Annotated in this window: 28 protein-coding genes and 1 tRNA gene; 12 read left to right on the forward strand and 17 right to left on the reverse strand. The window is 61.4% G+C overall.

Annotated elements, in window-relative coordinates; translation table 11 throughout:
• The first annotated feature begins 40 nt into the window (after positions 1-40).
• The gene (locus CAG25_RS28865) at positions 41-550 is read left to right on the forward strand and encodes a hypothetical protein (protein WP_074690788.1); all 510 of its coding nucleotides are present in this window, start codon (positions 41-43) and stop codon (positions 548-550) included.
• Positions 551-619: 69 nt separating this feature from the next.
• Here CAG25_RS28865 and CAG25_RS13820 read toward each other — a convergent pair whose 3' ends face one another.
• The 4 genes from CAG25_RS13820 to CAG25_RS13830 all read right to left on the reverse strand — a co-directional run bounded on the left by CAG25_RS13820 (position 620) and on the right by CAG25_RS13830 (position 2,901).
• Positions 620-1,210: a helix-turn-helix domain-containing protein gene (locus tag CAG25_RS13820; protein WP_165369529.1), complete on the reverse strand. Its 591-nt coding sequence runs from the start codon at positions 1,208-1,210 to the stop codon at positions 620-622.
• Between the two features lie 53 nt (positions 1,211-1,263).
• A complete protein-coding gene (locus tag CAG25_RS28645; RefSeq protein ID WP_170928274.1) occupies positions 1,264-1,425 on the reverse strand; it encodes a hypothetical protein in 162 nt (53 codons plus the stop codon).
• Positions 1,426-1,572: 147 nt separating this feature from the next.
• Positions 1,573-2,604 carry an NAD(P)-dependent alcohol dehydrogenase gene (locus CAG25_RS13825; protein ID WP_085611869.1) on the reverse strand — a complete coding sequence of 344 codons (1,032 nt, stop codon included), beginning with the start codon at positions 2,602-2,604 and terminating at the stop codon, positions 1,573-1,575.
• A gap of 51 nt (positions 2,605-2,655) precedes the next feature.
• Positions 2,656-2,901 (reverse strand): hypothetical protein, encoded by a 246-nt coding sequence (locus CAG25_RS13830; RefSeq protein WP_039773074.1) that lies wholly within the window; start codon positions 2,899-2,901, stop codon positions 2,656-2,658.
• 163 nt (positions 2,902-3,064) lie between these two features.
• On the opposite strand from CAG25_RS13830, the gene CAG25_RS13835 reads away from it, so the two are divergent.
• From CAG25_RS13835 to CAG25_RS13845, 3 genes are all read left to right on the forward strand, one after another.
• On the forward strand, positions 3,065-3,712 hold the full coding sequence (locus CAG25_RS13835; protein ID WP_085611868.1) for an ATPase: 648 nt from the start codon (positions 3,065-3,067) through the stop codon (positions 3,710-3,712).
• A gap of 86 nt (positions 3,713-3,798) precedes the next feature.
• Complete coding sequence (locus CAG25_RS13840) at positions 3,799-4,140, forward strand: hypothetical protein (protein ID WP_085611867.1); 342 nt, start codon at positions 3,799-3,801, stop codon at positions 4,138-4,140.
• 153 nt (positions 4,141-4,293) lie between these two features.
• A complete protein-coding gene (locus tag CAG25_RS13845) occupies positions 4,294-4,686 on the forward strand; it encodes a DUF1801 domain-containing protein (protein ID WP_085611866.1) in 393 nt (130 codons plus the stop codon).
• 94 nt (positions 4,687-4,780) lie between these two features.
• Here the strand turns inward: CAG25_RS13845 and CAG25_RS13850 are convergent.
• From CAG25_RS13850 to CAG25_RS13860, 3 genes are all read right to left on the reverse strand, one after another.
• Positions 4,781-4,855 (reverse strand) — tRNA-Gln (locus tag CAG25_RS13850).
• A 229-nt stretch (positions 4,856-5,084) separates the two neighbouring features.
• Positions 5,085-5,291, reverse strand: a complete 207-nt coding sequence (locus tag CAG25_RS13855; RefSeq protein WP_039773079.1) for a hypothetical protein — start codon at positions 5,289-5,291, stop codon at positions 5,085-5,087.
• A gap of 138 nt (positions 5,292-5,429) precedes the next feature.
• Positions 5,430-6,767: a 2-hydroxycarboxylate transporter family protein gene (locus tag CAG25_RS13860; protein ID WP_085611865.1), complete on the reverse strand. Its 1,338-nt coding sequence runs from the start codon at positions 6,765-6,767 to the stop codon at positions 5,430-5,432.
• A 131-nt stretch (positions 6,768-6,898) separates the two neighbouring features.
• Between CAG25_RS13860 and CAG25_RS13865 the strand changes: the two genes are divergently transcribed.
• Positions 6,899-7,816: a LysR substrate-binding domain-containing protein gene (locus CAG25_RS13865; protein ID WP_085611864.1), complete on the forward strand. Its 918-nt coding sequence runs from the start codon at positions 6,899-6,901 to the stop codon at positions 7,814-7,816.
• Positions 7,817-7,853: 37 nt separating this feature from the next.
• Here the strand turns inward: CAG25_RS13865 and leuD are convergent, their stop codons facing one another.
• From leuD to CAG25_RS13880, 3 genes are all read right to left on the reverse strand, one after another.
• The gene (gene leuD, locus CAG25_RS13870) at positions 7,854-8,462 is read right to left on the reverse strand and encodes a 3-isopropylmalate dehydratase small subunit (protein ID WP_085611863.1); all 609 of its coding nucleotides are present in this window, start codon (positions 8,460-8,462) and stop codon (positions 7,854-7,856) included.
• A 3-nt stretch (positions 8,463-8,465) separates the two neighbouring features.
• Positions 8,466-9,887 carry a 3-isopropylmalate dehydratase large subunit gene (gene leuC / locus CAG25_RS13875; RefSeq protein WP_085611862.1) on the reverse strand — a complete coding sequence of 474 codons (1,422 nt, stop codon included), beginning with the start codon at positions 9,885-9,887 and terminating at the stop codon, positions 8,466-8,468.
• Positions 9,888-10,009: 122 nt separating this feature from the next.
• The gene (locus CAG25_RS13880) at positions 10,010-10,426 is read right to left on the reverse strand and encodes a RidA family protein (RefSeq protein WP_085611861.1); all 417 of its coding nucleotides are present in this window, start codon (positions 10,424-10,426) and stop codon (positions 10,010-10,012) included.
• A gap of 134 nt (positions 10,427-10,560) precedes the next feature.
• Between CAG25_RS13880 and CAG25_RS13885 the strand changes: the two genes are divergently transcribed.
• The gene (locus CAG25_RS13885; RefSeq protein ID WP_085611860.1) at positions 10,561-11,523 is read left to right on the forward strand and encodes a LysR family transcriptional regulator; all 963 of its coding nucleotides are present in this window, start codon (positions 10,561-10,563) and stop codon (positions 11,521-11,523) included.
• A gap of 11 nt (positions 11,524-11,534) precedes the next feature.
• Here CAG25_RS13885 and CAG25_RS13890 read toward each other — a convergent pair whose 3' ends face one another.
• Genes CAG25_RS13890 through CAG25_RS13900 form a run of 3 tightly spaced genes read right to left on the reverse strand, consistent with a single transcriptional unit; the run spans position 11,535 to position 12,771 of the window.
• Entirely contained in the window at positions 11,535-11,942 is a 408-nt protein-coding gene (locus CAG25_RS13890) for a RidA family protein (protein WP_085611859.1), read from the reverse strand.
• A 24-nt stretch (positions 11,943-11,966) separates the two neighbouring features.
• A complete protein-coding gene (locus tag CAG25_RS13895; RefSeq protein WP_085611858.1) occupies positions 11,967-12,461 on the reverse strand; it encodes a PaaI family thioesterase in 495 nt (164 codons plus the stop codon).
• Positions 12,462-12,516: 55 nt separating this feature from the next.
• Entirely contained in the window at positions 12,517-12,771 is a 255-nt protein-coding gene (locus CAG25_RS13900) for a DUF4880 domain-containing protein (RefSeq protein ID WP_085611857.1), read from the reverse strand.
• Between the two features lie 224 nt (positions 12,772-12,995).
• On the opposite strand from CAG25_RS13900, the gene CAG25_RS13905 reads away from it, so the two are divergent.
• The gene (locus CAG25_RS13905; protein ID WP_085611856.1) at positions 12,996-14,906 is read left to right on the forward strand and encodes a tyrosine-protein phosphatase; all 1,911 of its coding nucleotides are present in this window, start codon (positions 12,996-12,998) and stop codon (positions 14,904-14,906) included.
• A 45-nt stretch (positions 14,907-14,951) separates the two neighbouring features.
• Here the strand turns inward: CAG25_RS13905 and CAG25_RS13910 are convergent, their stop codons facing one another.
• The 3 genes from CAG25_RS13910 to CAG25_RS13920 form a co-directional block, all read right to left on the reverse strand.
• On the reverse strand, positions 14,952-15,872 hold the full coding sequence (locus CAG25_RS13910) for a helix-turn-helix transcriptional regulator (protein WP_371857718.1): 921 nt from the start codon (positions 15,870-15,872) through the stop codon (positions 14,952-14,954).
• Positions 15,873-16,044: 172 nt separating this feature from the next.
• Positions 16,045-17,721, reverse strand: coding sequence for an MFS transporter (locus tag CAG25_RS13915; protein WP_085611854.1), 1,677 nt, complete (start codon positions 17,719-17,721; stop codon positions 16,045-16,047).
• 230 nt (positions 17,722-17,951) lie between these two features.
• Positions 17,952-18,335, reverse strand: a complete 384-nt coding sequence (locus CAG25_RS13920) for a DUF6124 family protein (protein ID WP_085611853.1) — start codon at positions 18,333-18,335, stop codon at positions 17,952-17,954.
• A 460-nt stretch (positions 18,336-18,795) separates the two neighbouring features.
• Here CAG25_RS13920 and CAG25_RS13925 point away from each other — a divergent pair, with 460 nt between their 5' ends.
• The 4 genes from CAG25_RS13925 to CAG25_RS13940 all read left to right on the forward strand — a co-directional run bounded on the left by CAG25_RS13925 (position 18,796) and on the right by CAG25_RS13940 (position 22,702).
• Positions 18,796-19,227: a DNA methylase gene (locus tag CAG25_RS13925; RefSeq protein ID WP_085611852.1), complete on the forward strand. Its 432-nt coding sequence runs from the start codon at positions 18,796-18,798 to the stop codon at positions 19,225-19,227.
• Positions 19,224-19,955, forward strand: a complete 732-nt coding sequence (locus tag CAG25_RS13930; RefSeq protein WP_085611851.1) for a DUF72 domain-containing protein — start codon at positions 19,224-19,226, stop codon at positions 19,953-19,955. Before CAG25_RS13925 ends, CAG25_RS13930 begins: the two co-directional genes overlap by 4 nt.
• 101 nt (positions 19,956-20,056) lie before the next feature.
• Positions 20,057-20,437, forward strand: coding sequence for a RidA family protein (locus CAG25_RS13935; protein WP_085611850.1), 381 nt, complete (start codon positions 20,057-20,059; stop codon positions 20,435-20,437).
• A 276-nt stretch (positions 20,438-20,713) separates the two neighbouring features.
• Positions 20,714-22,702, forward strand: coding sequence for a U32 family peptidase (locus CAG25_RS13940; RefSeq protein ID WP_085611849.1), 1,989 nt, complete (start codon positions 20,714-20,716; stop codon positions 22,700-22,702).
• Positions 22,703-22,762: 60 nt separating this feature from the next.
• Here CAG25_RS13940 and CAG25_RS13945 read toward each other — a convergent pair whose 3' ends face one another.
• Positions 22,763-24,073, reverse strand: a complete 1,311-nt coding sequence (locus CAG25_RS13945; RefSeq protein WP_085611848.1) for an MFS transporter — start codon at positions 24,071-24,073, stop codon at positions 22,763-22,765.
• Between the two features lie 355 nt (positions 24,074-24,428).
• Here CAG25_RS13945 and CAG25_RS13950 point away from each other — a divergent pair, with 355 nt between their 5' ends.
• On the forward strand, positions 24,429-25,454 hold the full coding sequence (locus tag CAG25_RS13950; protein WP_085611847.1) for a GlxA family transcriptional regulator: 1,026 nt from the start codon (positions 24,429-24,431) through the stop codon (positions 25,452-25,454).
• Positions 25,455-25,459: the final 5 nt, after the last annotated feature.

The following is a 25,459-nucleotide window of genomic DNA, read 5'->3' on the forward strand; positions in this document are numbered from 1 at the left end:
CAACTTCTCATCCAGTTCTTAATCCTCAGGGAGCTACACCATGATGAACGCCATGCAGATGCAAATGCCGATGAACGCCAACATGCCGATGATGCCGATGACGGGCATGCCGATGATGATGGCGACCATGAGCTGCGACATGATGGACGACGGCATGATGTGCAAGATGATGCCGGCCGCTGGCATGGACATGGCCATGTTCAAGAACAGCGCGCAAATGATGCAGATGATGATGGACTGCGGCATGCCGATGATGATGCATTGCGGCAACATGAGCATGATGTGCATGTCCCCGGCGGCCATGGCCATGCCGATGATGAACATGATGATGCCGATGCCGATGATGGGCATGCCGATGCCATCGATGAAGTGCGTGATGGAATGCACCATGATGGCCGACTGCATGATGTGCAAAATCATGCCGATGCCGGGCATGAACATGGACATGATGAAAAACTGCTGCGCCCTGATGATGAAGATGATGAACGACTGCAGCATGCCAATGATGATGAGCTGCAACGGCATGCCGATGATGTGCTGCACCTGCTGATTTTCGCCAGCGCATGAAAAAGCCCGACCGGGAAATTCCCGGTCGGGCTTTTTCATGTCTGTCTGTTTTTCAGTCCAGGCGTTCGGGGTAGGTCACCACCAGGTACGCCACCGCTTCACTGTCGGCGGGGTTGCGATAGCGGTGGGGCTGGTCGGCGTAAAACAGAATCGAGTCGCCCGTCGACAGCAGATAGCGCTCGTCGTTGACGCTGATCTCCAGCACGCCCTGAGCCACCACCAGGTTTTCCTGCACGCCCGGGCCATGGCCTTCGGATTGATCCTCGCCCAGCGGGCTCAGGCGCAGTTCATAGAATTCCGACTGGCGCGCCACATCAAAGGGAAACAGCGCACGGCTGACAAAGGCACCGCTGGCGCTGACCAGCCGCTTGCTCTGGCTCGCCGACAACACGGCTACGCCTTCAAACGCGCGATGTTCGAGAAACGCCGCCACCGACACCTTCAAACCCTTGGCGATTTTGCACAGCACCTTGATCGACGGCACGCTGCGTCCGGATTCGATCTGCGCCAGCATCGCCCGGCTCACACCGCACTGGCGGGCTAGGGCGTCGAGCGACAGATGCCGCTTGCCGCGCAGCCGTTGCAGGTTTTGCGCGACCCTTTCGCAGATCGGGTCTTCTTCCAGGGATTCGAGATTGTTCAGGTCCAGCACAGGTTCATCGGCGCTCGCCAGAAAGCGCGAGGGTTCACGCGCGTTCACGCTTGACGCGTCTCGCTGGAACGAGCGGCCTGCACCCACTGCCAAGCCTGATAACCGGCATTGCGCGCATACATTTCCCACATCAGCCGGGCCTGTTGCTGGGCGTGGCGGCGTTTGCGGTAGACGGCGAAGTCGATCAGGTTGTCAGTCGGTTTCATGGCGCACTTCACTGTGTTCAATGACGGGATGAGGTGAGAGTACGCCGAGACTTTTATAACGATAAATACTGATTGTTTATTTATTAATTCAATTGGGTTCTATATGAAATGATTGGCGCGCCGATGGCAATCGGCGCGCCAAATCCTTCATTTGCTGGCGTTCAACACAATCCGGTACCGCGCCTTGCCGCTGCGCAGGTGGTCGACGGCTTCATTGACCTTGCTCATCGGAAATTCCTCTACCTGCGGCAGGATCTGATGCCGCGCGCAGAATTCCAGCATGGTCGCTGCCGTGGCGGGCGAGCCAACCGGGGAGGCTGACAGGGATTTCTGTTGAGGAATGAGGTTGAACACGTGCACCGGAATCGCGTCGGGCACGATGCCGACGAAGTGCAGCCGGCCCTTGCCGCGCAGGGTGGCGAGCATGGCCATCCAGTCGAGGTTGGCGTTGGCGGTGATCAGCAGGAAGTCGAGAGTGCCGGCAATTGCTTTCAGCGCTTCGCTGTCGGTGGAGGCGACTACCTTGTGGGCGCCGAGGCGCTTGGCTTCATCCTGTTTGCTCAGGGAGGAGGTGAAGGCGGTGACGTCGCAACCCCAGGCATTGAGAAACCGCAGCGCCAGGTGACCGAGGCCGCCGATGCCCACCACGCCGACCCGGTCGGTCGGCTTGATGTCGAATTCCACCAGCGGATTGAAGACCGTGGAGCCTGCGCAGAACAGCGGGCCGGCGAGGGCCGGGTCGAGGTTGTCCGGAAGTTTCAGCGCCCACGCCCAGTGGGTGCGCAGCCGATCGGCGAATCCGCCATGGCTGCCGATGATCGTCGGTCTGGCGGTGGCGCAAAGGTGATGCGAACCGCCGATACAGGACGAGCAATGCATGCAGCTGCCCTTGTACCAGCCGATCCCCACGCGCTGGCCGACTTCCAGACCACGTACCTGCGGGCCTGTACGCACGATGCGGCCGACCACTTCATGGCCGGGAATGAACGGGTATTGGCTGATGCCCCAGTCGTTGTCGATCAGCGACTGGTCGGAGTGACAGACGCCGCAGTACTCCACGGCGACTTCGACTTCTTCATCTCCCAGCGGGCCGGGGTCGTAACTGAAGCGCTCCAGCGGCGCGCCGGCCGAGGTGGCGGCCCAGCCGGTGAATGTCGTGGATTCGGTGTTATTGCTCATGGGACACCTCCAGGTCTGGCGCTGCGGGCGCAGCCTGAAGAGTCTAGCGTGTCATCGAGCGGGCGCTAGCCAGGTGTTAAGCACGCGTCGATCCAGTTCTTCCCAATCTGCCATGCCCAAAACGCGCGTGGTGTTCAGGCCGCGTAAATAGCCGCGCAGCTGATAGGCGACGGCCCGCACTGATTCGGAATCGGCAACGTTCTGGCCCAGGACCGTTTCGTATTCGACAAGGTATTCCGCCACGCGGTCGCGGAATTCGGGCACGACGGCATCGCGGATCAGATCAAAGGTTCGCACGGGTAATCCTCATCTGTTTTCGTTGTGATTGAGTGTGCCGCAGTCTGCACGCCGCGCAACTATCGGTTCAAGTAATAGTGACCATCAAGAAACGCAAGTTCTGCTTTGGTGCCGATGGGCGGAAAATCGCCTCCATCGAACACGCCGCTGAAGGAATTGCGCGATGAAGACTTTGAACCGACTGGCTGTAGTCGCCCTGCTGATGGGCGGGGTGGCCGCTACCGTAGCCCCGGCTTACGCAGACGACGCCAAGTCGTGCCATTTTCAGCCCGTCGCCGCCAGCAGCGCCGCGCTGCAGCACTCGCAAACCGTCGGTGTGCTGTACAGCGAAAACACTCTGGACAACCTGCAATACCTCGAGCGTTACCACGATGTGGCGGTGAACGGTGCCAAGGATGCGCTCGATGCGCGGATCCGTGACGCCTTCGTCGACAGCTCCGACCCGGAACTGGCCATCGACTGGCTGATGAGTTCGCTGCAACAACAGTTTCTCTCGGTGACCGTCTACGAAAACCTTGATGCGCTGGTACAGGCCCATCCGGACGTGGTGGTGATGCTCGACACCCACAACCGTCTGCTGACCCAACGCAACAGCCAGGTCGAAGCGCGGTTCGCCGCACGCTTCTACGACGCCAACCTGCAATACATCGGCAAGGCCGAGGGCGCGGTGGAGAAGCAACTGCCGTCGGTGTGGGTACACAACAAGGCCGCGCCCGAAATCGCTGCCGGAATCGAACAGCAACGCGATCTGCAATTGAGTGCCTTGAAGCAGTTCGATGACTCGCTCAAAGCCCTGGTGAGTGCAGGCTGAACACCTAAAGCAAAAACGGCAACGGCAGTGCCCGTGACACTGAACGTTGCCGAAGAACCGAACCTTTTATTTTCAGGATTTTACCCATGCGTGCCTTTCTTATCCCTGCCATGGCTTCTGCCACTTTGCTGCTGACCGCTTGCGCCTCTGCGCCGAACGATCCGACGCTGACCCTGCAGACGCACAAGACGCCCGCCCAGTACGCCGAATGCGTGGTGCCGAAACTGCAGGGCAGTGCGCTGAAGCCGACCGTGTCGCAGACCCAGCGCAGCTACCGGATCGTGGTGCCAAGCAAAGTCGCAGCGGACAACGTGCTGGAGGCTTACAAGGCACAGGACGGTGGGAAGGTCTTTTTGTATGAGCGCCACTTGCTGGCGTCGAGTTTCATGCCGTCGAGTTTTGAACGGGCTGCCCAGGAGTGCCTGTAACGCCTGACGGTTAACGCTTTTGACGATGCTCCTTTGGTTGGCCGCAACCAACCAATTCCTTTGCCCCGCACCTTGCGGGGCTTTTTTTGCCCGGCGTTTGGCGCAGTCGGCGCTACGCTGGATAGCGGAAAAGGTTTTCGGGAGTACAAGAACATGAAGAAGGACAGCAGCGGCGCGGCGACCGAGAATCCCTCTGTGCTGATCGACGCAAGAATCAAGGAACTAAACGACTGGCGCGGCCAGAAGCTGGCCGAGATCCGCGCGATCATTCATGAGGCGGACCCGGAGGTCGTCGAAGAGTGGAAGTGGCGCGGTGTTCCGGTCTGGTCACACAACGGCATCATCTGCACCGGGGAAACCTACAAGGCGGTGGTGAAAATGACCTTCGCCAAAGGCGCGGCACTGGAGGATCCGTCGGGACTGTTCAACGCCAGCCTGGAGGGCAATACCCGGCGGGCGATTGATATTCACGAAGACGACAAGATCGATGCAAAAGCTCTGAAAACGCTGGTGCGTTCGGCGATTACGTTGAATTCAAAGAAGTGATTTGCCGTTGAGGCAGAGGTGAAACGCAGGAGGGTGAAACGCAGGAGGGTGAAACGCAGGAGGGTGAAACGCAGGAGGGTGAAACGAGGAAAAATGGCAGGGGCGGCTGGATTCGAACCAACGCATGGCAGGATCAAAACCTGCTGCCTTACCGCTTGGCGACGCCCCTGTAGCTATTGGTTTCAGTCCCGGGAGGACCTCTGCAACAGTGGGCGGCACTTTACCAGCGCTCTTGCGTTCTGTGAACCCCTGAAGCCAATAAATTTCAGGGAAAACAGCTACTTATTTCCCGGACGGTATCGCCGGTCAGGTTTTTCGGGCTTTTCAGCGATTGCCATGAAAACCGGCGCGACCGCTGCAGCCCGAAAACCTGGCCAAGACCTGCCTCGATGAACCGATCAGTTGCCGTCTGCAACCTTGCGTTCGATTTCGTCGACCTTGCGTTGCAACTCCTCAGCGTCCTGCTCCTTGGTGCGGGTCGACGAGGGCGTGATGACCTCATCCACGCCGCGGGTCTTGTCGTCCGGATCCTCAAGATCGCGTTTCACCACATCGACCGGTTTGCCGGACGTATCCGTGGCTGGGGCTTTGCTGTCGTTGTTCATGGCGCTGACCTCCGTTGGCTTAAACGTTGGATGCAGCGCTCTGGCGCGAGTTCGAGTTTTTTAGCGGCAACCGTGCGGAAAACTGCGGAGCCGGGTTGATGAACGCCGGTAGCTCACCGGCAACAAGCCGATATTTGTTCAGGCGACAAAACCCAGCAACAGCGTCGCCAGAATCACCGTTGAAGCGCCGCCGATCCGGGTGGAGATCTGCGCAAAGGGCATCAGTGACATCCGGTTCGAGGCCGACAGGATCGCGACGTCGCCGGTGCCGCCCAGACCGCTGTGGCAGCAGGTCACGATGGCCGATTCGATGGGGAACATCTTCATCAGGTTGCCAATGAAAAAACCGGCGACGGTCATCGACACCACGACGCTGAGGCACACCAGAACATAGCCGATCGAAAACACCTTCACCACGCTGTCGAGCGGTACATACAGCATGCCCAGGCCAATCATTACCGGCCAGATGAAAGCGGCGGAAACCAGTTTGTAGAAAGACTGCGCGCCTTTTTCCAGTTTCTCCGGCAACACGCGCACGTATTTGAACAGCACCGCCGCGAGAATCATCATCACCGGCCCCGGAATCCCGACGACCTTTTCCAGCAGGCCACCGAGGACGAAGAAAGTGCAGATCACCAGCACCCCGGCGCCCATGACCCGCAGGTCGATGCTGGTGCCGGTTTCTTCCTTGACCTTGAATTTGTCGTTCTCGGCCCGGGCCCGGATCAGTGCGCCTTCACCGTTGATGGCCGGGCGTTTCAGTGCCAGTCGTGCCAGGTAACCGGCGCAGATGATCGCTGCAATGTTGCCGACCACGGCCGCCGGGACCAGTTGCGCGACGTAGATGTCCGGCGTGCCGCCGAGGATCGCCGAATAGGCCAGGGACAGCGGCAGGATGCCTTCGCCGATGCCGCCGCCAATGATCGGCACGATGATGAAAAAGAACGTGTGGTAGACGCTGTAGCCGGCGAGCTTGCCGACGATCAGCCCGCTCGCGACGGCAGCCAGGGTACCGGCCAGCAAGGGGATGAACATGCGGATCATGCCCTGGACCAGAATGAACCGGCTCATGCCCAGGATGCTGCCGACCACCAGGCTGGCGATCACGAAGTACAGGAAGTTGGCTTCCTTCATCAGCATTTTGGTGGCGTCGATCGTCGGCGCGCCGAAGAAGCCGTAGAACACCAGCACCGACGGCAACATCAGGCACAGGATCGCGCCGCCACCGATTTCCCTGAGGATCGGCAGACGCGAGCCCATCTGGCCGAAGAACACGCCCATGGTCATGATCACGGCCAGTCCGCCGATCATGTTCTTCGGCAGAAAGCCGAGGTGGGCCGACAGAAACACGATCACGGCGATGCCGAGGAAGATCGGCAGCGGGATCACGCCGATCTCATAGCTGCGCAGGCGCTGGATGAAGCCGCCGGCGCGCGGGCCGTCGACGTTCAGGGATTGCTCAAGGGAGTCGCTCATGACGCATGTCCTCATGTTTGTTTTTATCGAGGATTGACGGGAAACCACGGTGCACCGGGCTCGGGTGGCTAGGCGGTGATTCGATGGTATCCTTCGCAAAATGCGTGATAAACAGCGGAAGCATGCGGCCTATGAACACGAATCGTGACCAATTTCCCTTGCCCGAAGACCTCAAGGTCTTCCTCACCGTCATCCGCAAGAACAGCTTCGCCAGCGCCGCCGACGAACTGGGCTTCTCACCGGCCTACGTCAGCAAACGCATCTCGGTGCTGGAAACCACGCTGGCGACCAAGCTGCTGCACCGCACCACCCGGCGCATTGCGCTGACCGACGATGGCGAGCGGGTGCGGATCTGGGCGGAGAAACTGCTGGGGGATTTCGATCAGTTTCTCGGCGAGATTTCCCAGGCCCGACACCAGCCGGCAGGGTCGCTGCACATTTGCAGCAGCTTCGGTTTCGGCCGCAATCATGTGGCGCCGGCGATCAGTCAGTTATCCCGGGCTTGCCCGAAACTCGACATTCGGCTGGACGTGTTCGACCGCGTGGTCGATCTGGTGGGCGAGGGCTTCGATCTGGAAATCCTCGTCGGCGATGACCTGCCGGGCCAGCATCTGGCGCGCAAACTGGTGAGCAACCGGCGCGTGCTGTGCGCCACGCCGGAATACCTCGAACGCCGGGGCACGCCGCAGTCCCTCGAAGACCTGAAAGACCACGATTGTCTGGTGCTCAAGGAGCGCAACAACGCGTTCGGTATCTGGACCCTGAGCAAGGACGGACAGGAAGAAACGGTGCGAGTGAATGGTCCGTTGTCCTCCAACAGCGGCGAGATCGTGCTGGAGTGGGCTTTGAGCGGCGGCGGGATCCTGTTGCGCTCGATGTGGGACGTCAAACCGATGCTCGAGCAGGGCAGGCTGGTGCAGGTACTGGACGGCTACACCCAGAGCGCCAACGTCTGGGCGGTCTTTCCGACCCGGCTCAGCGAGTCGGCGAAATTGCGGGTGTGCGTAGAGTTTCTGGAAGAGTATTTCCGCGATTTGTCCGTGGAATGAAAACGGGTGGTTCAATGAACCGCCCGTTTTTTTGCCATCAACCCAGCCAGGGATTGTCCGCCAGATGCCGTGCCTCGAAGGCGCGGATCTGCTCGGTGCGTTGCAGCGTGGTGCCGATGGCGTCCAGTCCCAGCAGCAACGACTGTTTGCGCAGCTGATCGATCTCGAATCCGATCTGCGTGCCGTCCGCCAGCTCGATCGTCTGCTGCGCCAGGTTGACGCTGATCCGCGCGGTCGCCGGGACGCTGATCGCCTCGGCCACACGCTTGAACTGCACGTCGTCCAGCTGAATCGCCAACACGCCATTACGCTGGCAGTTGTCGTAGAAAATCCCGGCAAACGTGGTGCCGATCAAGGCCCGGATGCCCACTTGCTTCAAACCCCACACCGCGTGTTCGCGGCTGGAACCGCAGCCGAAGTTGGGGCCGGTCACCAGAAACGCCGCGTCCTGCCAGGCCGGCTGGTTGAGCACGAATTCAGGGTTGGGTTCGCCGGAGGCGAGAAAGCGCAGATCGAAGAACAGCCCGCGATCCAGCCCCTGACGATCAATGCCCTTGAGAAACTGCTTGGGCATGATCACGTCGGTGTCGATGTTGGACCCAAGAAACGGCGCGGCGCTGCCGCTGACGGTGTCGAAAGGTTGCATGGTTCAAGCCTCCAGCGCGACGGTGCGCACGTCAGTCAAATGGCCGGTGATGGCGGCGGCGGCGACCATCGCCGGGCTCATCAGGTGGGTGCGCGCACCGGCGCCCTGACGGCCTTCGAAGTTGCGATTGGTGCTGGACGCACAGCGATCCCCCGGCGCGAGCACGTCGTCGTTCATCGCCAGGCACATCGAGCAGCCTGATTGCCGCCATTCGAAACCGGCGTCGAGAAAGATTTGCGCCAGGCCTTCGTCCTCGGCCTGATTGCGCACCAGGGTCGAGCCGGGAACGATCATCGCCCGCACGTGGGCCGCCACACGCTTGCCGCGCACCACCCGGGCGACGTCACGCAAATCTTCGATCCGCGCATTGGTGCAGGAACCGATGAAGGCATGGCTGATCGTCACTTCGTTCAGGGGCATGCCGGGTGTCAGGCCCATGTAATCGAGGGCGCGCTGCAGGCCCTGACGCAGGATCGGATCGGGCTGAGCGGCCGGGTCCGGCACGTGCCCTTTGATCGGCGCGGCCTGATCGGGACTGGTGCCCCAGGTCACCATCGGCTCCAGCGCGGCGACATCGAGGATGACTTCGCGATCGAACACCGCGCCCTCGTCGCTGTGCAGGGCTTTCCATTGCTCGACGGCCTGCTCCCAGAGCTTGCCCTTGGGCGCGCGCGGCTTGTGTTGCAGGTAGGCGAACACCTTGTCGTCCGGCGCCATGAACGCACCCCGGGCGCCGGCCTCGACGGCCATGTTGCAGATAGTCATGCGCGCCTCGACGCTGAGGGCGCTGATGGCCGGGCCGGTGAATTCGATGGCGTAACCGGTGGCACCAGACGCACCGATCTTCTCGATCAGCGCCATGATGATGTCCTTGGACGTGACACCTGCGCCCAGCTCACCGTTGACCGTCACCCGCAGGGTTTTCAGGCGTTTGTAGACCAAGGTCTGCGTCGCCAGCAGGTGTTCGATTTCCGAAGTGCCGATACCGAAACCGAAGGCGCCCAGCGCGCCGTAAGTGGTGGTGTGGCTGTCACCGGCCGCGACCACCATGCCCGGCAGAATGAAACCCTGTTCCGGCGCCACGACGTGTTCGATGCCCTGGCGCTTGTCCAGCACATCGAACAGCTCGATGCCGAAGTCGCGGCAGTTTTCTTCGAAGTACGACACCTGCCGCGCGCCCCCGGCGTCGGGCATGGTCGCGATGCGTTTCGGTGCGGTGGGGTTCACATGATCGACCACCGCCAGCGTCGCCCCGGGCCGCCACACCGTGCGCCCGGCCTCGCGCAGGCCGCTGAAGGCTTGCGGGCTGGTGTATTCGTTGGCGACCTGGCGATCGATGTAAAGCAGCACGTGGCCCTGATCGTCGAGGGTGCAGACGGTGTGACTGTCGATGTGCTTCTGGTACAGCGTTCTCGGGCTGGGCATGGCTTGCGCTCTTTTCTGACCGGGGCAAAAACAATATGAGGACAGAATATTGATCGCGGAAATGGCATCAAGAGCGCTTCAGTGAAGCCGTTGAACACGGATTGTGAGCAATTGCCGTAAACCTACGCCCGTGTCTCCTCCGGCAACCTGGCAATCACCTTGATCTCGAACTGAAAGCCATACAGCCAGGTCACGCCGACCGCTGTAATCGTCGGGTGCGGCGCCTCGCCCCAGAATTCGGGGACCACTTCCCAGATGGTTTCGAAGGTCGATTGCGGGTCGACCATGAACACCGTCACGTCCACCACGTTATCGAAGCTGGCGCCGGCCGCGCCGAGAATGGCGTTGAGGTTGGTGAAGGCCAGTCGCACCTGTTGCTTGAGATCCGGTTCCGGCGAGCCGTCTTCAAGGCTGCCGACCTGGCCTGAGACAAACAGAAAACCGTTGGAGCGAACGGCCGGGGAGTACCGATTGCGCTCGTAAAGCGCATGGCGTCCGGGCGGGAAAACCACGTCGCGTTTTGGCTGGGCGTTAGTCATGGGGAGTCTCCTTCAATGGGTTGAAAACCTGCGATGGAGAAACTTTAGGGACTTGCCTCGGCGCGATAAACGCGCAACCTTGGCGTTCACTGTTTGCAAATCCCAAACAATCGAGCCGCTATCAGAGGTGGGATATGGACCGTTTTGACGCGATGCAAGCCTTCGCCAGGGTGGTGGAGGCGGGTAGTTTCACCAAGGCCGCCGAAACCCTGCACATGAGCAAGACCACCGTGACCCAGCTCATTCAGCAACTGGAGGCGCGGCTGCGGGTCAAGTTGCTCAACCGCACCACGCGCAAGGTCAACGCCACGGCGGACGGCGCGGCCTATTACGAGCGGGTGATCAAGTTGCTGGCGGACATGGACGACGCCGAGACCAGTCTTCCCGGTGCGGCATCGCAGCCCAAGGGCCGCTTGCGGGTCGATGTGCCCAGCCCTCTGGCCAATCTGATTCTGGTGCCGGCGCTGCCCGAGTTTTACGCGCGCTACCCGGAGATCCAGATCGACATGGGCGTCAGTGACCGGATCGTCGACATCATCGATGAAAACGTCGATTGCGTTATCCGAGGCGGGGAGCTGCGCGATCAATCGCTGATGGCCCGGCGGGTCGCCGATCTGCAATTGGGCGTGTATGCCGCTCCGAGTTATCTGGCCCGCTCCGGCACCCCGATGCATCCACGGGAGCTGGAGGACAGTCATCATCGGGTGGTCGGTTTCCTCTGGGCGCGTACTGGCAAACCGGTGCCGTACGCTCTGCACAACGAGCACGAAGACTTGCAGATCAAGGGTCGTCACGTGCTGGCGGTCGATGATGGCAACGCCTATCTGTCGGCGGGCCTCGCAGGGCTGGGCGTGTTGTGGTTGCCCAGGTACATGTCCAGAGCACACGAGGCGAGCGGTGATCTGGTGCCGCTGTTTGAAGACTGGCGCCTCAATCCGATGCCGCTCTACGTCGCGTACCCGCCAAACCGCCACATCAGCCGCAAGTTGCGGGTGTTCATCGACTGGATCGCCGAAGTGATGGCCCGTCACGCACCGGTCATGGATCGCTCAGGTTCGCCAGCAGAAGGTCAGGCTCATCGTTCAACAACAGGGTGAGCGGAATGGCGTTACCCAGAGGTAGCGCGCCTGGGCACCGCCACGCATTTGATTTCCACCAGCAGCCCCGGATGGGCCAGTTCGCTGACGCCGATGCAGGTCCAGGCGCAGAAGCCTTTGGGGAACACACGGTTTTTCACTTCGCGAAACACCGGCATGTGTTGGCTCATGTCGACGTGATAGGTGGTCATCTCCACCACATCGTTAAAGGTGCAGCCACCGGCCTTCAGCACTTCGTGGAGGTTTTCCCAGGCGCGGATGAATTGCTGCTCGGGGTCTTCGATGACTTGCAAATCAGCGGTGCGGCCCACCTGACCAGCGCAATAAAGCGTATCGCCGACCAGAACCGCCGGGGCGTATCCGGCGCGTTCGACGATGGGTTTCATGGATTCGGGGATGATGATTTTGCGATCTGGCATGGTGTTTTCCTTCAATGACGGATTTCAGCGACCGTGCGCGGCCGCTGCCAACTGCTCGGTATCCACCCGCACGAATACCGAATCACCCACCGCCGTCAGCACATCCCCGGCGTACACCTCGCAGATCACCCGGGTCTTGCGCCCGACGTCACCTTCGACTTTTGCCTTCAATGTCAGCGGCACGCCCATTGGCGTTGGTTTGATGAACTTGATGCCCAGGTTGCCGGTGACGCAGTTGATGCGCGGCAGGCTTTCGGGTTCGCGCTGTTCGGCCCGGTAGTGGTAGGCCATTGCCGTCCAGTTGGAATGGCAGTCCACCAGCATCGCGATCAGGCCGCCGTAGACCAGCTCCGGCCAGCCGCTGTACTTGGCCTCGGGCACGTGCTCGGCCATGACGTGTACGCCGTCTTCGTGCCAGAAACTTTTGATGTGCAGCCCGTGGGGGTTGTGGCTGCCGCAGCCGAAGCAGACGCCCTCGGGGGCGGCGGTGTCTTGCAGGGAAATGTCGGGGGTGGCCATGCCGGGATCATCCTTAAACTGTAAGCCGAGCCCCGCGGATTCTAACCCCGAATGCTCAACGTGAGGATTGCTCCTTTTGCGTGGGCCGTTGTGGATCGGTCAGCAGTTTTTTGCGAGTCGTCGAGTGGTTCGGCAATTGCTCACTGATGTCCCAGATTTCCAGCATTTTCGCGTATTCAAAGGCGTGGCGCGGGCTTTGCTGAATCCACTGCTCAAACGCCTGGCGTTCGTCAGGTGTGCAATCGTCCTCCTGCAGGCGCAGGCACCAGTGCGCTGCCTGGTTCAGGATTTCTTCGTCTGCGTCGGTCATTGACGGTTTCCACGATGGCTGGGGAGGGCATTTTACGTTGCCGCTTGCAAAAAAAACGTCAAAGCACCTTGAGTATTTAAACGGTTAGTGAACGTTCAACGGACAAAAAACGCTGCCGATGGACAGATCGCGCCGTGATTTCCGGGCTTCGTCGCTTTGTCATATTCCCTCACATTTCAATGCAGATAGTGGGCAGCCCAACCTGTTTCCAGTGAGGCTGCCCCGTGTTTCAACGTCTTGTGTGTTCGCTGTCCGTGCTGAGTCTGTCCATTGCTGCCGCCCAGGCGGCTGACCTCGATACCCCGCGCCTGGCAGGCATCGACAACTTCCGGGATATCGCCGGCACCACCACCGCCTATTCCACGGCCCATGACGGCACAATGCGCGCCGGTGTGTTCTACCGCTCCAATGCCCTGACGCCGACGGCGGCGGACCTGGCGACCCTCAATGGCCTGGGGATCAAGTCGGTGTACGACCTGCGCACGCCCAGCGAAATTGCCAGCACGCCGGACACGATGCCAAGCGGTGCGACCTACCAGAATATCGACATCATCGGCAGCACCACCTCTGGCGCGAACATCACCACCGTGTCGTTCAAAAGCGCGGCCGATGCGATTGCGATGATGCAGGAGACCAACCGCGCGTTTGTCAGCGATGCCGGCATGCGTGGTCAGTTCGGTGTGCTGTTCAATGAACTGGCCGGTGTCGACGGCGCCGCGCTGTTCCATTGCACCGCCGGCAAGGACCGCACCGGCTGGACCGCTGCCGTTCTGTTGAGCATCGCCGGCGTCGATAACGCCACGATCATGAGCAATTACCTGGCGACCAACGACTACACCGCCGAACGGGTCGCCAAGACCCTGGCGATGATGCCGCCGAGCATGGCCGCGATCTACGCGCCGCTGCTGGGCGTCGAAGCCAGTTACCTGCAAGCGGGGCTGGATCAGGTCACCGCGCAATACGGCAGCATGGACAACTACCTCAAGCAGGGACTGGGTCTGTCCCAGGAAACCATTTATGTACTGCGCGGCAAAATGGTCGAGTACAACAGCCTGCCCGGCCAGGCAGGGCTGGTCGGCAACGCCGCCGCTGGCGCGCAACTGTTGCAGGAACTGCAGAACAGCAAGCTGTCGGGCACTTACAGCGCCTACAACTACTACCTGCAATCGGCCATCGACGCCGGCACTCTGGGCGGTGTCGAGTCCACGGTCGGCGGCCAGGTGCACGCCGATGCGGCCAGTTACCTGCTGCGTCAGAACGCAATGATCGAGCAAGCCGCCGCGCCGTTCTCCAGCGGCACCGACCTCAAGGTCGGCCAGTACCGGTTGTGGAGCACCGCGCTCGCCGGTTATCTGGGCACCGACGGTTCGGCCCATGCGCAAAGCAGCAATGAACACAGCCAGGGCCTGATGGTTGGCGTCACCCAGCGCTTCTCCGAACAGCTCAGCGCCCGTGGCGGGATCGGTTACAGCAAAGGCTCGGTGGGCGGCGCGGGCGGCGAGGTCGATACCGATTTCACGTTCTTCAACCTTGGCGCCCGTTATGGTTTCACCAGCCTGGAACGAGGCCTGTTTGTCGACGCCAACATCAGCGCCGGTTACGTCGACTACGACAGCAAACGCGATCTCGGCGGTGGCCTCGGTTCGGCGAAGGGCGACACTCACGGCAATCTCAGCGACGCCACATTGGCGCTGGGGTATCGCATGCCGCTGAACACTGTGATTCTGGAGCCAAGCCTTGGCGTGCGCGTCAGTCGTCTGGACCTGTCAGGCTTCCAGGAGAAGGGCAGCGAACTGGCCCTCAATGTCGATGACATTCAGGAAACCCGCCGCAGTGCGGTGGCCAATCTCGACGTCTCGTTTGCCCCGATGCCCATGGGCGCGTGGCAACTGGTGCCAGGCGTTCGGGTTGGTTACGAGCGTGTGCTGGGCGATCATCAGGTCGACAGCGAAGGGCACCTGCTGGGGCTGGATATCGAGCAGCGTGCAGCGTTCGACAACCGCGATCAGTTCAGCGGGGGCGTCAACCTGATGGCCAATCTCGGTGCTTTGAGCCTGGGCGCTGAAGTCGGTGCCAGCGGTGGGGGCGACAGCCACGGTTTCAGTGGCGCGCTCAAGGCCAGTTATCAGTTCTAAAAACTGTGGGGGCGAGCCTGCTCGCTCCCACAATGGTCTGCTGTGCTAACGCAGTCCCTTTCGCACATCAGCCGGGCTCACGCCGTAGGCACTCTGGAAGTACTGGCTGAACCGGCCGACATTGCTGAAGCCCAATCGCAGCGCCACTTCGGTCACCGAGGCAGGAGTGTCCTGGCGCAATGTTTCGTAAGCACGCTCCAGCCGCACCTGCCGCTGATACCCGACAATCGACGTCCCGGCAAACCGCCGAAAACCCTCTTGCAGCGCGCGCAGGCTGACGTTGGCCAGCCGCGCCAGATCCGTGCCACTGACCTGAATCTCGGGATGCGCCTGAATGTAATCGATCGCCTGCCGCACATGCCTCGGCGCAATCAACGCCTCTGGACGACGCAGGACCTGGCTGAAGTTGTGCGGCCAGGCCTCCAATACCGCGTCCACCAGCATCTCCCGCAGCCGTGACGGCATCAGCGAACCGGCGTTCAGCAGCAGATCGAACTCGGTGCCGGTGGCCAGATCAATCAGCGCGCGAATGCCCTGAAACGCCGGGCTGTTCAGATCCACCCTCGGCTCGAAATGCAGCTTGTGCACGATCGGTTTGCCCAGCAGGGTCGACAGCCGTTGGGTGAGCGCCGCACGGCTGATCGACATGCCGTGCTGGGCATGATTGTCGATAAAACGCATCGAGCGCAGGTCAGCCTTGTCGATGGCCAGCCCCACATCGCGCAGCCCGACGGATTCATGGTTGAAAACGATCTTGCCGGCGGTGGGAATGACGAAGGTGATTTCGTCGAACGGCTCGGGGAAGGCGACCGTGAAATCGCCCCGGTAATGCATGCGCCGGAAACTCACGCCTTCGTACCGCCCGTAAACGCCGCCAATGATGATGTCTTTGGGCGGCGGCGGAGTGTCGCCATAACGGTTGCCGAACATTCGCGAGAACAGGGCGCCGAAGTCGTCACTGGCCATGTTGTCGGATCGCAGGATGAGGGTCTGGCGTGTCGGGCTTGAGTACACCGGGAGGTTCACCTTGGTGGTCGGGGCATAGGGGCGCGAGGACGTTACCAAGGGAGAATGACGCTGATGTAACAACGCCGGATGCTGTACGTGAACGCCACGCACAGCATCCGGCGAGGTTGGGTCAGGTGTGATGAATGTCGCGATCCTTGGTCTCCGGCATGAAGAAGATCCCGAGAATAGCCGTCATCACCGCAATCACGATCGGGTACCACAAGCCGTAGTAGATATCCCCGGTGGCCGCAACCATCGCAAACGCCACGGTCGGCAGGAACCCGCCGAACCAGCCGTTGCCGATGTGGTACGGCAGCGACATCGACGTGTAGCGGATGCGCGCCGGGAACAGCTCGACCAGCCACGCCGCAATCGGGCCGTAAACCATGGTCACGTAGATCACGAGGATGGTCAGCAGCAGCAAGACCATCGGGTAATTGGTCTTCGCCGGGTCGGCTTTTTCCGGGTAACCGGCTTCTTTTAACGCGGCGCCGAGGCTGGCAGTGAACGCGTCGTTACGGGTCTTGAAGTCGGCGGCCGGCAGGGTCGTGCCTTCGAAGCTTTCGATGACCTTGTCGCCGATACGCACCTGAGCCACGGTGCCCGGTTCCGCCACCACGTTTTCGTACGGGATCGCCCGTTTGGCCAGGATGGTTTTCGCCAGATCGCACGAGCTGGTGAATTTGGCCTTGCCCACCGGATCGAACTGGAACGAGCACTGGTCGGGGTTGGCGATCACCTTGACCGGGTTTTTCTCCTGGGCCACGAACACGTCGGGGTTACCGTACTGGGTTAGCGCATGGAAGATCGGGAAGTAGGTCACCGCCGCCAGAATGCACCCGGCCATGATGATGCCCTTGCGCCCGATGCGGTCGGACAGGCTGCCGAAAATCACGAAGAACGGCGTACCGATCAGCAGCGAACCGGCGATCAGCAGGTTCGCGGTCTGCGGGTCGATCTTCAGGGTTTGCAGCAGGAAAAACAGCGCGTAGAACTGCCCGGTGTACCAGACCACCGCTTGCCCGGCGGTGCCGCCGAGCAGGGCCATGATCACGATTTTCAGGTTGTCCCAACGGGCGAAGGACTCGGTCAGCGGGGCTTTCGACGACTTGCCTTCTTCCTTCATTTTCTTGAACACCGGCGACTCGTTCAGTTGCAGCCGGATGTACACCGAGACCGCCAGCAGCAGGATCGACAGCAGGAACGGAATCCGCCAGCCCCAGGCCTCGAACGCTTCGGTGCCCAGCGCGGTGCGGCAGGCGAGGATCACCAGCAACGACATAAACAGGCCCAGGGTCGCGGTGGTCTGAATCCATGACGTGAAATAACCGCGTTTGCCCTTCGGCGCATGCTCGGCCACATACGTTGCCGCGCCGCCGTACTCGCCACCCAGCGCCAGGCCTTGCAGCAGGCGCAGAGTAATCAGAATGATCGGCGCCGCGACCCCGATGGTCGCGTAACCGGGCAGGAAACCCACAATCGCCGTCGACACACCCATGATCACAATCGTGATCAGAAACGTGTGCTTGCGCCCGATCATGTCGCCCAGTCGCCCGAACACAATCGCCCCGAACGGCCGCACCGCAAAACCGGCGGCGAAGGCGAGCAGGGCGAAGATGAACGCCGTGGTCTCGTTCACCCCGGCAAAGAAGTGCTTGGCGATGATCGCCGCCAGGGAGCCGTAGAGGTAAAAGTCGTACCACTCGAACACCGTGCCGAGCGACGACGCAAAGATGACCTTGCGCTCCTCCCGGCTGACGCTGTGGTGCGGGGCACTGCCTGTGGACATGCTGTCGAGTACTGCCATGGGTGTTCTCCGTCGTGCTTGTTTTTTTAGGCCGGAGCACTTCATCAACGTCGCGTACCCAAGGCCTGTGGCGGATGCCGGTTCAGGTATTTCGTGGAGCGTGCACAGAATCACCGCCCCGCGCGGGAGGGCGGGGTTTCATTGAGCATAATTGGGATTGGGGGGATATCCAGTGGCGGGGATTGATCGACTGATGCAGGGGCGGCAGGAGAGACCTGCCGCCAAGGGTTTTATTCCGTCGGCACAACGTTATCCAGTACCTGATTCACCGCCAGTTCCGCCAGCATCACGATCTGTGCGATGCCTTGTGCGGTTTTGCGGTGGGGGCCTTCGAGGGCGTCGACGAGGTTGTTGAGCATGACGTTGGCCGAGCCGAGAGTTTCGACGGCGTCGGCGAGCAGGGATTCGGTGTTGCTGGCCGGGTTGGCCTGGTAGAGGCGGTTGGGGACGTAGGGCGCGGCCATGATGTAGGGGGCGGGCGGGCCGAGGTAGTAGTTGAGGGCGCGTTCGGCGGCTTCGTTGAATTTTTTGGAGTCAGGGCATTCGTAGGGGGATGTTGGATTGGTGATGCTGGCCGGTTCGGTGACCGGGGGATTTGGCGTTATTTTGAACATGGGATGTCATCCTTCTATAAGGCCGCATCCATTTCGCTGCTAAACGAAGGGGGTGGCGGCTGTGTGCGAGTTAGCAGACCGGTAGACATCCCCAAAACCCGGCGCACCCGAAGGTGCCAAGCACACAGCCACCATCAAGTGCAGGCGACCGCCTGACTGATGAGACTCGTACAACCGGGGAATATCTGCCGGGCTGCTAAACCCGATCACTGCAAATCAGTGACCCGATCCAAGTTACCGGCCGACCCCAAGGCGCACAAGCCGGCGGATTCTGGCGTAGCGGTAGGCTCTGGCGCAAGGATTTGTAGGCATCCGGAAGCATTCCGACATGTCTTTAAACGGCGTGATTCAAACCTGTTTATCGATCATCGCCCGACGAGGAGAAACCTGACGCGTTAAGCCCCAAAACCATTCGTCGCCAGCCCCGCACTCATCACGCCGCCCCTCGCTCAAAAGCTGCATGACCAAAACCATCAACGCCGAAGACTTGCACATCGACCTGCATCCGCTGAACGAATCAGCGCTGTTCAAATGGCTGCTCGCCAGTTTCCTGATGGGCAAACGAATACAGGCCGACATCGCCGCCGAAGCCTACCGAGTGATCGTTGAACAGCACCAGCGTGACACCCCGCGCAAACTCGCCCACTGCACCCACCGCGAACTGGTGCGGATGCTCGGCCAGGCGCATTACGTGCGCTACGACGAAACCACCGCCGAACGCTTGCTGGCCCTGGCCGCCAAACTGAATGACGAGTACGCCGGTCGGGTGATGAACATGGTCGAGGCGAGCGCTGACCGCCAAGACTTCGAAAAGCGTTTGCAAGCCTTCGACGGCATCGGCCCGAAAACCGTGGAAATCTTCATGCGTGAAGCGGGCAAGGTGCTGTTTTGAGTGTGTCGTCGATCTTCATCGGTTGCGCCGGCTGGAGCCTGCCCCGGCAGCACTGGCCGGCCTTCCCGGAGCAGGGCACTCATCTGCAACGTTACGCCGCGCTGCTCAATGGCGTGGAAATCAACAGCTCCTTCTACCGTCCGCACAAACTGCAAACCTATGCCCGTTGGGCCGAGTCGGTGGCGGACGGATTTCGCTTCTGCGTGAAGATGCCGAAGTCGATCAGCCATGAGCGACGTCTGCGGGACTGTGAACCTGAGCTCGACGCCTTTCTCGAGCAGTGTTCGGGACTCGGTGATCGTCTGGGTTGTCTGCTGCTGCAGTTGCCACCGTCGCTGGCGTTTGACGAAGCGGTTGCCGAGGCGTTTTTCATCGGCTTGCGCCAGCGTTATTCCGGGGCCGTGGTGTTGGAGCCGCGCCACGAATCCTGGGCCGCCTCCGAACCGTTGTTGATGGCGTATCGCATCGCGCAAGCGGTGGTCGATCCCTCGCGAATCAGCACCGACACGGCTCCGTGCGGCTGGCCGGGCGTGCGCTACTGGCGGCTGCACGGTTCGCCACGGATTTATCACAGCCCCTACGACTCGGCGTATCTGGAAACGCTCGCCGGCGATTTGCAGGTTGCGGCTGTCGACGGCGTCGACACCTGGTGCATTTTCGACAACACCGCCAGCGGCGCGGCACTCGGCAATGCGCTGGAACTGCGGCGGATACTGGCGCAGGACTGACACACCGCGTCGGGACTTCCAACCGCCGGCCGGGTCTGTAAACTGGCCGCCCGAAACGGCGCGCGATGGCGCCGTCCTCACTGCCAGCGAAGGACTTTCCCATGGCCAACCAAGACATCACTTACACCCCGGACCCGGATGCAGACTCGATCTCTTCGGACGTGACCGAATTCAACGGCATCCTGATGTCGACCCAGATTCCGACCCGTACCGACGGCAGCCTGGAACTGGGCGACATCATCGCGCAAAGCGAATGCACGTTGCAGGCGCTGAAAGTGGCGCTGGAAAAGGCCGGCAGCTCAATGGATCGCGTGTTGCACCTGACCATTTATCTGACCGATATGGCTGATCGCGCTGCGTTCAACGAGGTGTACAAGCGCTACTTCGCCAAGCCATGGCCGGTGCGTGCGGCGGTGGGCGTGGCGGCGCTGGCGGTTGAGGGGATGAAGGTGGAAGTGACTGCGATGGCCGCCAAGGCCTGATTCAGCCCAGCGGCACTTTCCCCTGTGGGAGCGAGCTTGCTCGCGATAGCGGTGGATCAGTCAGCATCTTTATCAACTGACAGTCTGCTATCGCGAGCAAGCTCGCTCCCACAGGTTTTTGGGTGTCTGCGGGATCTGGGGCAAGCCAGCTCCCACAGGGAATGCGGTGCTAAGGGCATTGTCGGCAGCTGCCACCCGGCAGCACAGGCGTGCCGGCCACGCGTTTCGCGGCTACAATGCGCGCCTCGACCGTGACAGCCTGACTAAAAACTATATATGTCCTTGCCCAAACATCACCTGGAACTGCTCAGCCCCGCCCGTGACGTGGCCATCGCCCGCGAGGCCATCCTGCATGGCGCCGACGCGGTGTACATCGGCGGTCCGAGCTTCGGTGCGCGACACAACGCGTGCAACGAGGTGAGCGAAATCGCCGAACTGGTGGAATTTGCCCGTCGCTATCACGCGCGCATCTTCACCACCATCAACACCATCCTGCACGACAACGAACTGGAGCCGGCGCGCAAGCTGATCCATCAGTTGTACGACGCCGGCGTCGATGCGCTGATCGTCCAGGACCTGGGCGTGATGGAGCTGGACATTCCACCCATCGAGCTGCACGCCAGCACCCAGACCGACATCCGTACCCTCGAGCGGGCCAAGTTCCTCGATCAGGCCGGTTTCTCGCAACTGGTTCTGGCCCGTGAACTGAACCTCAAGGAAATCCGCGCGATCGCCGATGAAACCGATGCCGCCATCGAGTTCTTCATTCACGGCGCGTTGTGTGTGGCGTTCTCCGGTCAGTGCAACATTTCCCACGCGCAGACCGGGCGCAGTGCCAACCGTGGCGACTGCTCCCAGGCCTGCCGTCTGCCGTACACCCTCAAAGACGAGAAGGGTGGCGTGATCGCCTACGAAAAACACCTGTTGTCGATGAAAGACAACAACCAGAGCGCCAACATCCGCGCACTGGTCGAGGCCGGTGTGCGTTCGTTCAAGATCGAAGGTCGCTACAAGGACATGGGTTATGTGAAGAACATCACCGCCTATTACCGCCAGCGCTTGGACGACGTGCTCAACGACCGCCCGGACCTGGCGCGCGCTTCCAGCGGCCGCACCGCGCATTTCTTCATGCCGGACCCGGAAAAGACCTTCCACCGGGGCAGCACCGACTACTTCGTCAGCGAGCGCAAGATCGACATCGGCGCGTTCGATTCGCCGACCTTCACCGGTCTGGCGGTGGGCACGGTCGAGAAAGTCGGCAAGCGTGACATGCAGGTCATCACCCACGAGCCGCTGTCCAACGGCGACGGCCTCAACGTGCTGGTCAAGCGCGAAGTGGTGGGGTTCCGCGCCAACATCGCCGAAGCCAAGGGCGAGTTCGAGGAAGAAGGCGAGAAGCGCTACCGCTACCGCGTCGAGCCGAACGAAATGCCGGAAGGCCTGTACAAGCTGCGCCCGAACCACCCGCTGAACCGCAACCTCGACCACAACTGGCAGCAGGCCTTGCTCAAGACCTCTGCCGAGCGTCGTATCGGCGTGAGCTGGCTGGCGAAGCTGCGTGAAGCGCGTCTGGAACTGACCGTGACCAGCGAAGAGGGCATCAGCGCCAGCGTCGCGCTGGACGGCCCGTTCGGCGTCGCCAACAAACCGGAACAGGCGCTGGAGACCTTGCATGACCTGCTCGGCCAGCTCGGCACCACCGAGTACCACGCGACCTCGATCAAGCTGGATGCGCCGCAAGCGTTCTTCATCCCGAACTCGCAGCTCAAGTCGTTGCGCCGCGAAGTGATCGAAGCGCTGACCGCCGCCCGCGTTGCCGCCCACCCGCGCGGTTCGCGCAAGGCCGAGACCACGCCACCGCCGGTGTACCCGGAAGCGCACCTGTCGTTCCTGGCCAACGTCTACAACCAGAAGGCTCGCGACTTCTACCACCGTCACGGCGTGAAGCTGATCGACGCCGCGTACGAGGCCCACGAAGAGGCGGGCGAAGTGCCGGTGATGATCACCAAGCACTGCCTGCGGTTCTCCTTCAACCTGTGCCCGAAACAGGCCAAAGGCGTGACCGGCGTGAAGACCAAAGTCGCGCCGATGCAGCTGATTCACGGCGATGAAGTGCTGACCCTGAAGTTCGACTGCAAGCCGTGCGAGATGCACGTGATCGGCAAGATGAAGGGCCACATCCTGAATCTGCCGCAGCCGGGCAGCGTGGTGGGGCATATCAGCCCTGAGGATCTGATGAAAACGATCCCGCGCGCGCCGCACTGATTAGCAGGCAATAAAAAACCGGTGACGAAAGTCACCGGTTTTTTTATGCCTGCCAGAAACTCAACTGGCTTCGTAGCGCGATCCTGTCTGCGGCGCCGCTTCGCCACTCAACGCATCGACCATCGGCGGATGCTCTTGCGCCGCCTGGCGCAGATCCTCGGTCACCCGCAGTTCGGCGCCAGTTGGTGAGAAGGTCGCCGCTGCTGCGAACGGCGCCGGATTGGCCGGCACCGGACGCTTGCCGCGACGCCAGAAGAAGAACGTCACCATGCTCAGATTGACCAGCGCGAAGGCCCAGAACAGGCCAGTTTCGCCATGGGCGTTCATCGCCGGCGAGATCAGCAGCGGGCTCATCGCCGAGCCCAGCGAGTTGATCAGCAACATGCCCTGAATCATCGGCACCAGGGTTTCCACCGGCGCCCGGTCGGCAGCGTGGCTGACCGCAACCGGGTACAACGCGAACACGCCGCCGCCCAGCAGGAACAGCATCGCCGCGAGCATGGCCGAGGACAGCGGCACCAGCACGATCACCAGCGACAGCACGGTGCACGCGGCGCAGAGCACGGTCAGCACTTGCAGGCGATCCTTGCGGTCGGACCAGCGCCCGACCGGGTATTGCAGCAGCATCGCGCCGAGGATCGTCCAGGCCATCATGCTGCCGACTTCGCCGACGTTCAGGCCGATGCGTTGCAGGTACAGCGGCAGCAGGGTGTAGATCGCCGCGATGGTCACGCCGGAGCCGAAGCAGCCGACCAGACCGGTAGGCGATACGCCCAGCAGCGCCCGAGGCTTGAGCGGTTCGACCTGTTCCAGCAATGGCGATACGCGCGGCAGGATCACGATCGGCAGCACCGACAAGGTCGCGAGCATGCCGGCGACCATGAACGGCGCGGTGTCGCCCAGCCCGGTGATTTTTCCCAAAAACGCCTGACCCAGCACGCCGGCGCCGTAGAGAACGATCATGTACAACGCGAGCAGACGGCCGCGAATCTTCGCGTCACCGGCCAGCAGCAGCCAGCTCTCGATCACCAGAAATACACCGACCGTGGCCCAGCCGTTAATCAGGCGCAGGACGACCCAGCCCCAGGTGTCATAAAACAGCCCTTGCAGCAGGATGGTCGCGGCGATGAGCGAGGCGAAGCTGCTGTAGGCGCGGATATGGCCGATGCGCAGGATCAGCCGGTCGTTGAAGATCGCGCCCAGGGTCAGGCCGATAAAATAGGCCGAGGACACGATGCCGATCATCGTCGCCGATTCGCCGGCCGCGCCCAGGCGCAAGGTGGTCAAAGAAGACAGAAAGCCGTTGCCCAGGGCAACAATGAACAGCCCGAGCAGGGGCGCCAGCGCCATGGCCAGCAAACGCGGTGTCATAAAAACCTCAAGTGATCGAACAGCGGAACGTGCGCCTCTGCGCATGCGAGTGCCAAGCCGAAGTGTGTTGAAGACAAACGACCGCCGAACGGGCAGGGCGATTGAGCCTGGCGCACTTCGTGAAAGTGGCCGGCTGTTCAAACCTGAGGGTTGTCATGGCTGCGGGCAGGCGCCGGTCGGGCGACTGCGAGAGGAGGCGCGATTTTAAGCCTTGTGTGGCGTTTGCCAAGGTGCCGGGCCTGCGACGTTGGGACGCAGGCTCGCTGGTGTCAGCAGCGATCGCACTGACGTGCTTGCGTCGTTCGCGAGTAATTTGCTGCGGCGCCGGTTAGCATGGCGGCATAACAACGAAACGATGGACCCCACCTTGATCGAACGACGCCAATTCAGCGGTGGCATGAAGGGCAAGAACCTTCGCTACCTGAACGAGCCCGCCAGCGGGCCGGGACGCATGACCCGCACCGGGTTTGTGCTGCTGGAGCATTTTTCCCTGCCGGCCTTCACCCAGGCGCTGGACACCCTGGTTACCGCCAATCTGCTGCGTCCCGGTCTGTTTTCCACGCGCACCTTTGGCTTGAGCGACGGTGAAGTGATCAGCGACCTGGGGCTGGTGATTCGCCCGGACTCGCGCCTGGAAACCAGCGTGTTGCAGGAACTGGATCTGCTGGTGATCTGCGGCGGTTACCGCACGGAATTGAAGGCGAGCGATGAGCTCATCAACCTGCTGAAAATGGCCGCCGAGGCTGGCGTGATACTGGCCGGGTTGTGGAACGGCGCGTGGTTCCTGGGCCGGGCAGGGGTGCTGGAAGGCTATCGCTGTGCGATTCACCCGGAGCATCGACCGGCGCTGGCGGAGATTTCCAAGGCGACCCAGGTCAGCAGCGAACCCTACGTAATCGACCGCGACCGGTTGACCGCGTCCAGTCCGTCTGGCGCGTTCCACATGGCCCTGGATTGGATCAAGGGCCTGCACGACAAGGCGCTGGTCGAAGGCATCGAAGACATTCTGGCGTTCGAGGAATCGCGTTACCGGCGGATCAAACCGACCGAGAACCTCTGCGTCAGCGCGCCGTTGCGTGAAGTGGTGAAGCTGATGGACGCCAATCTGGAGGAACCGCTGGAGCTGGAACAACTGGCGGTGTATGCCGGGCGCTCCCGGCGTCAACTGGAGCGGCTGTTCAAGGAACAACTGGGCACCACGCCGCAGCGTTATTACATGGAACTGCGCATCACCGAGGCTCGGCGCCTGCTGCAACACACCGAGCTGTCCCAAGTGGACGTGCTGGTGGCCTGCGGATTCGTTTCGCCGAGCCATTTCAGCAAGTGCTACAGCGCCTATTTCGGTTATCGCCCGTCCAAAGAAAAACGGCTCGTCAAATGACGAGC

The organism is Pseudomonas sp. B16(2017) (genome assembly GCF_002113205.1).
In the GTDB taxonomy this organism is placed as follows: Bacteria; Pseudomonadota; Gammaproteobacteria; order Pseudomonadales; family Pseudomonadaceae; genus Aquipseudomonas; species Aquipseudomonas pharyngis.

What these genes read in the sequence shown, in the direction of transcription:
- CAG25_RS13880 (WP_085611861.1), bottom strand. Translation starts at nt 10,426, where the DNA reads ATGACTAACGCCCAGCCAAAACGCGACGTGGTTTTCCCGCCCGGACGC.
- CAG25_RS13900 (WP_085611857.1), bottom strand. Translation starts at nt 12,771, where the DNA reads ATGACCGACGCAGACGAAGAAATCCTGAACCAGGCAGCGCACTGGTGC.
- CAG25_RS13885 (WP_085611860.1), top strand. Translation starts at nt 10,561, where the DNA reads ATGGACCGTTTTGACGCGATGCAAGCCTTCGCCAGGGTGGTGGAGGCG.
- CAG25_RS13935 (WP_085611850.1), top strand. Translation starts at nt 20,057, where the DNA reads ATGGCCAACCAAGACATCACTTACACCCCGGACCCGGATGCAGACTCG.
- CAG25_RS13890 (WP_085611859.1), bottom strand. Translation starts at nt 11,942, where the DNA reads ATGCCAGATCGCAAAATCATCATCCCCGAATCCATGAAACCCATCGTC.
- CAG25_RS13910 (WP_371857718.1), bottom strand. Translation starts at nt 15,872, where the DNA reads ATGGCCAGTGACGACTTCGGCGCCCTGTTCTCGCGAATGTTCGGCAAC.
- CAG25_RS13865 (WP_085611864.1), top strand. Translation starts at nt 6,899, where the DNA reads ATGAACACGAATCGTGACCAATTTCCCTTGCCCGAAGACCTCAAGGTC.
- CAG25_RS13895 (WP_085611858.1), bottom strand. Translation starts at nt 12,461, where the DNA reads ATGGCCACCCCCGACATTTCCCTGCAAGACACCGCCGCCCCCGAGGGC.
- CAG25_RS13920 (WP_085611853.1), bottom strand. Translation starts at nt 18,335, where the DNA reads ATGTTCAAAATAACGCCAAATCCCCCGGTCACCGAACCGGCCAGCATC.
- CAG25_RS13835 (WP_085611868.1), top strand. Translation starts at nt 3,065, where the DNA reads ATGAAGACTTTGAACCGACTGGCTGTAGTCGCCCTGCTGATGGGCGGG.
- CAG25_RS13915 (WP_085611854.1), bottom strand. Translation starts at nt 17,721, where the DNA reads ATGGCAGTACTCGACAGCATGTCCACAGGCAGTGCCCCGCACCACAGC.
- CAG25_RS13845 (WP_085611866.1), top strand. Translation starts at nt 4,294, where the DNA reads ATGAAGAAGGACAGCAGCGGCGCGGCGACCGAGAATCCCTCTGTGCTG.
- CAG25_RS13940 (WP_085611849.1), top strand. Translation starts at nt 20,714, where the DNA reads ATGTCCTTGCCCAAACATCACCTGGAACTGCTCAGCCCCGCCCGTGAC.
- CAG25_RS13860 (WP_085611865.1), bottom strand. Translation starts at nt 6,767, where the DNA reads ATGAGCGACTCCCTTGAGCAATCCCTGAACGTCGACGGCCCGCGCGCC.
- leuC (WP_085611862.1), bottom strand. Translation starts at nt 9,887, where the DNA reads ATGCCCAGCCCGAGAACGCTGTACCAGAAGCACATCGACAGTCACACC.
- CAG25_RS28865 (WP_074690788.1), top strand. Translation starts at nt 41, where the DNA reads ATGATGAACGCCATGCAGATGCAAATGCCGATGAACGCCAACATGCCG.
- CAG25_RS13840 (WP_085611867.1), top strand. Translation starts at nt 3,799, where the DNA reads ATGCGTGCCTTTCTTATCCCTGCCATGGCTTCTGCCACTTTGCTGCTG.
- CAG25_RS13855 (WP_039773079.1), bottom strand. Translation starts at nt 5,291, where the DNA reads ATGAACAACGACAGCAAAGCCCCAGCCACGGATACGTCCGGCAAACCG.
- CAG25_RS28645 (WP_170928274.1), bottom strand. Translation starts at nt 1,425, where the DNA reads ATGAAACCGACTGACAACCTGATCGACTTCGCCGTCTACCGCAAACGC.
- CAG25_RS13925 (WP_085611852.1), top strand. Translation starts at nt 18,796, where the DNA reads ATGACCAAAACCATCAACGCCGAAGACTTGCACATCGACCTGCATCCG.
- CAG25_RS13950 (WP_085611847.1), top strand. Translation starts at nt 24,429, where the DNA reads ATGGACCCCACCTTGATCGAACGACGCCAATTCAGCGGTGGCATGAAG.
- CAG25_RS13945 (WP_085611848.1), bottom strand. Translation starts at nt 24,073, where the DNA reads ATGACACCGCGTTTGCTGGCCATGGCGCTGGCGCCCCTGCTCGGGCTG.
- CAG25_RS13825 (WP_085611869.1), bottom strand. Translation starts at nt 2,604, where the DNA reads ATGAGCAATAACACCGAATCCACGACATTCACCGGCTGGGCCGCCACC.
- leuD (WP_085611863.1), bottom strand. Translation starts at nt 8,462, where the DNA reads ATGCAACCTTTCGACACCGTCAGCGGCAGCGCCGCGCCGTTTCTTGGG.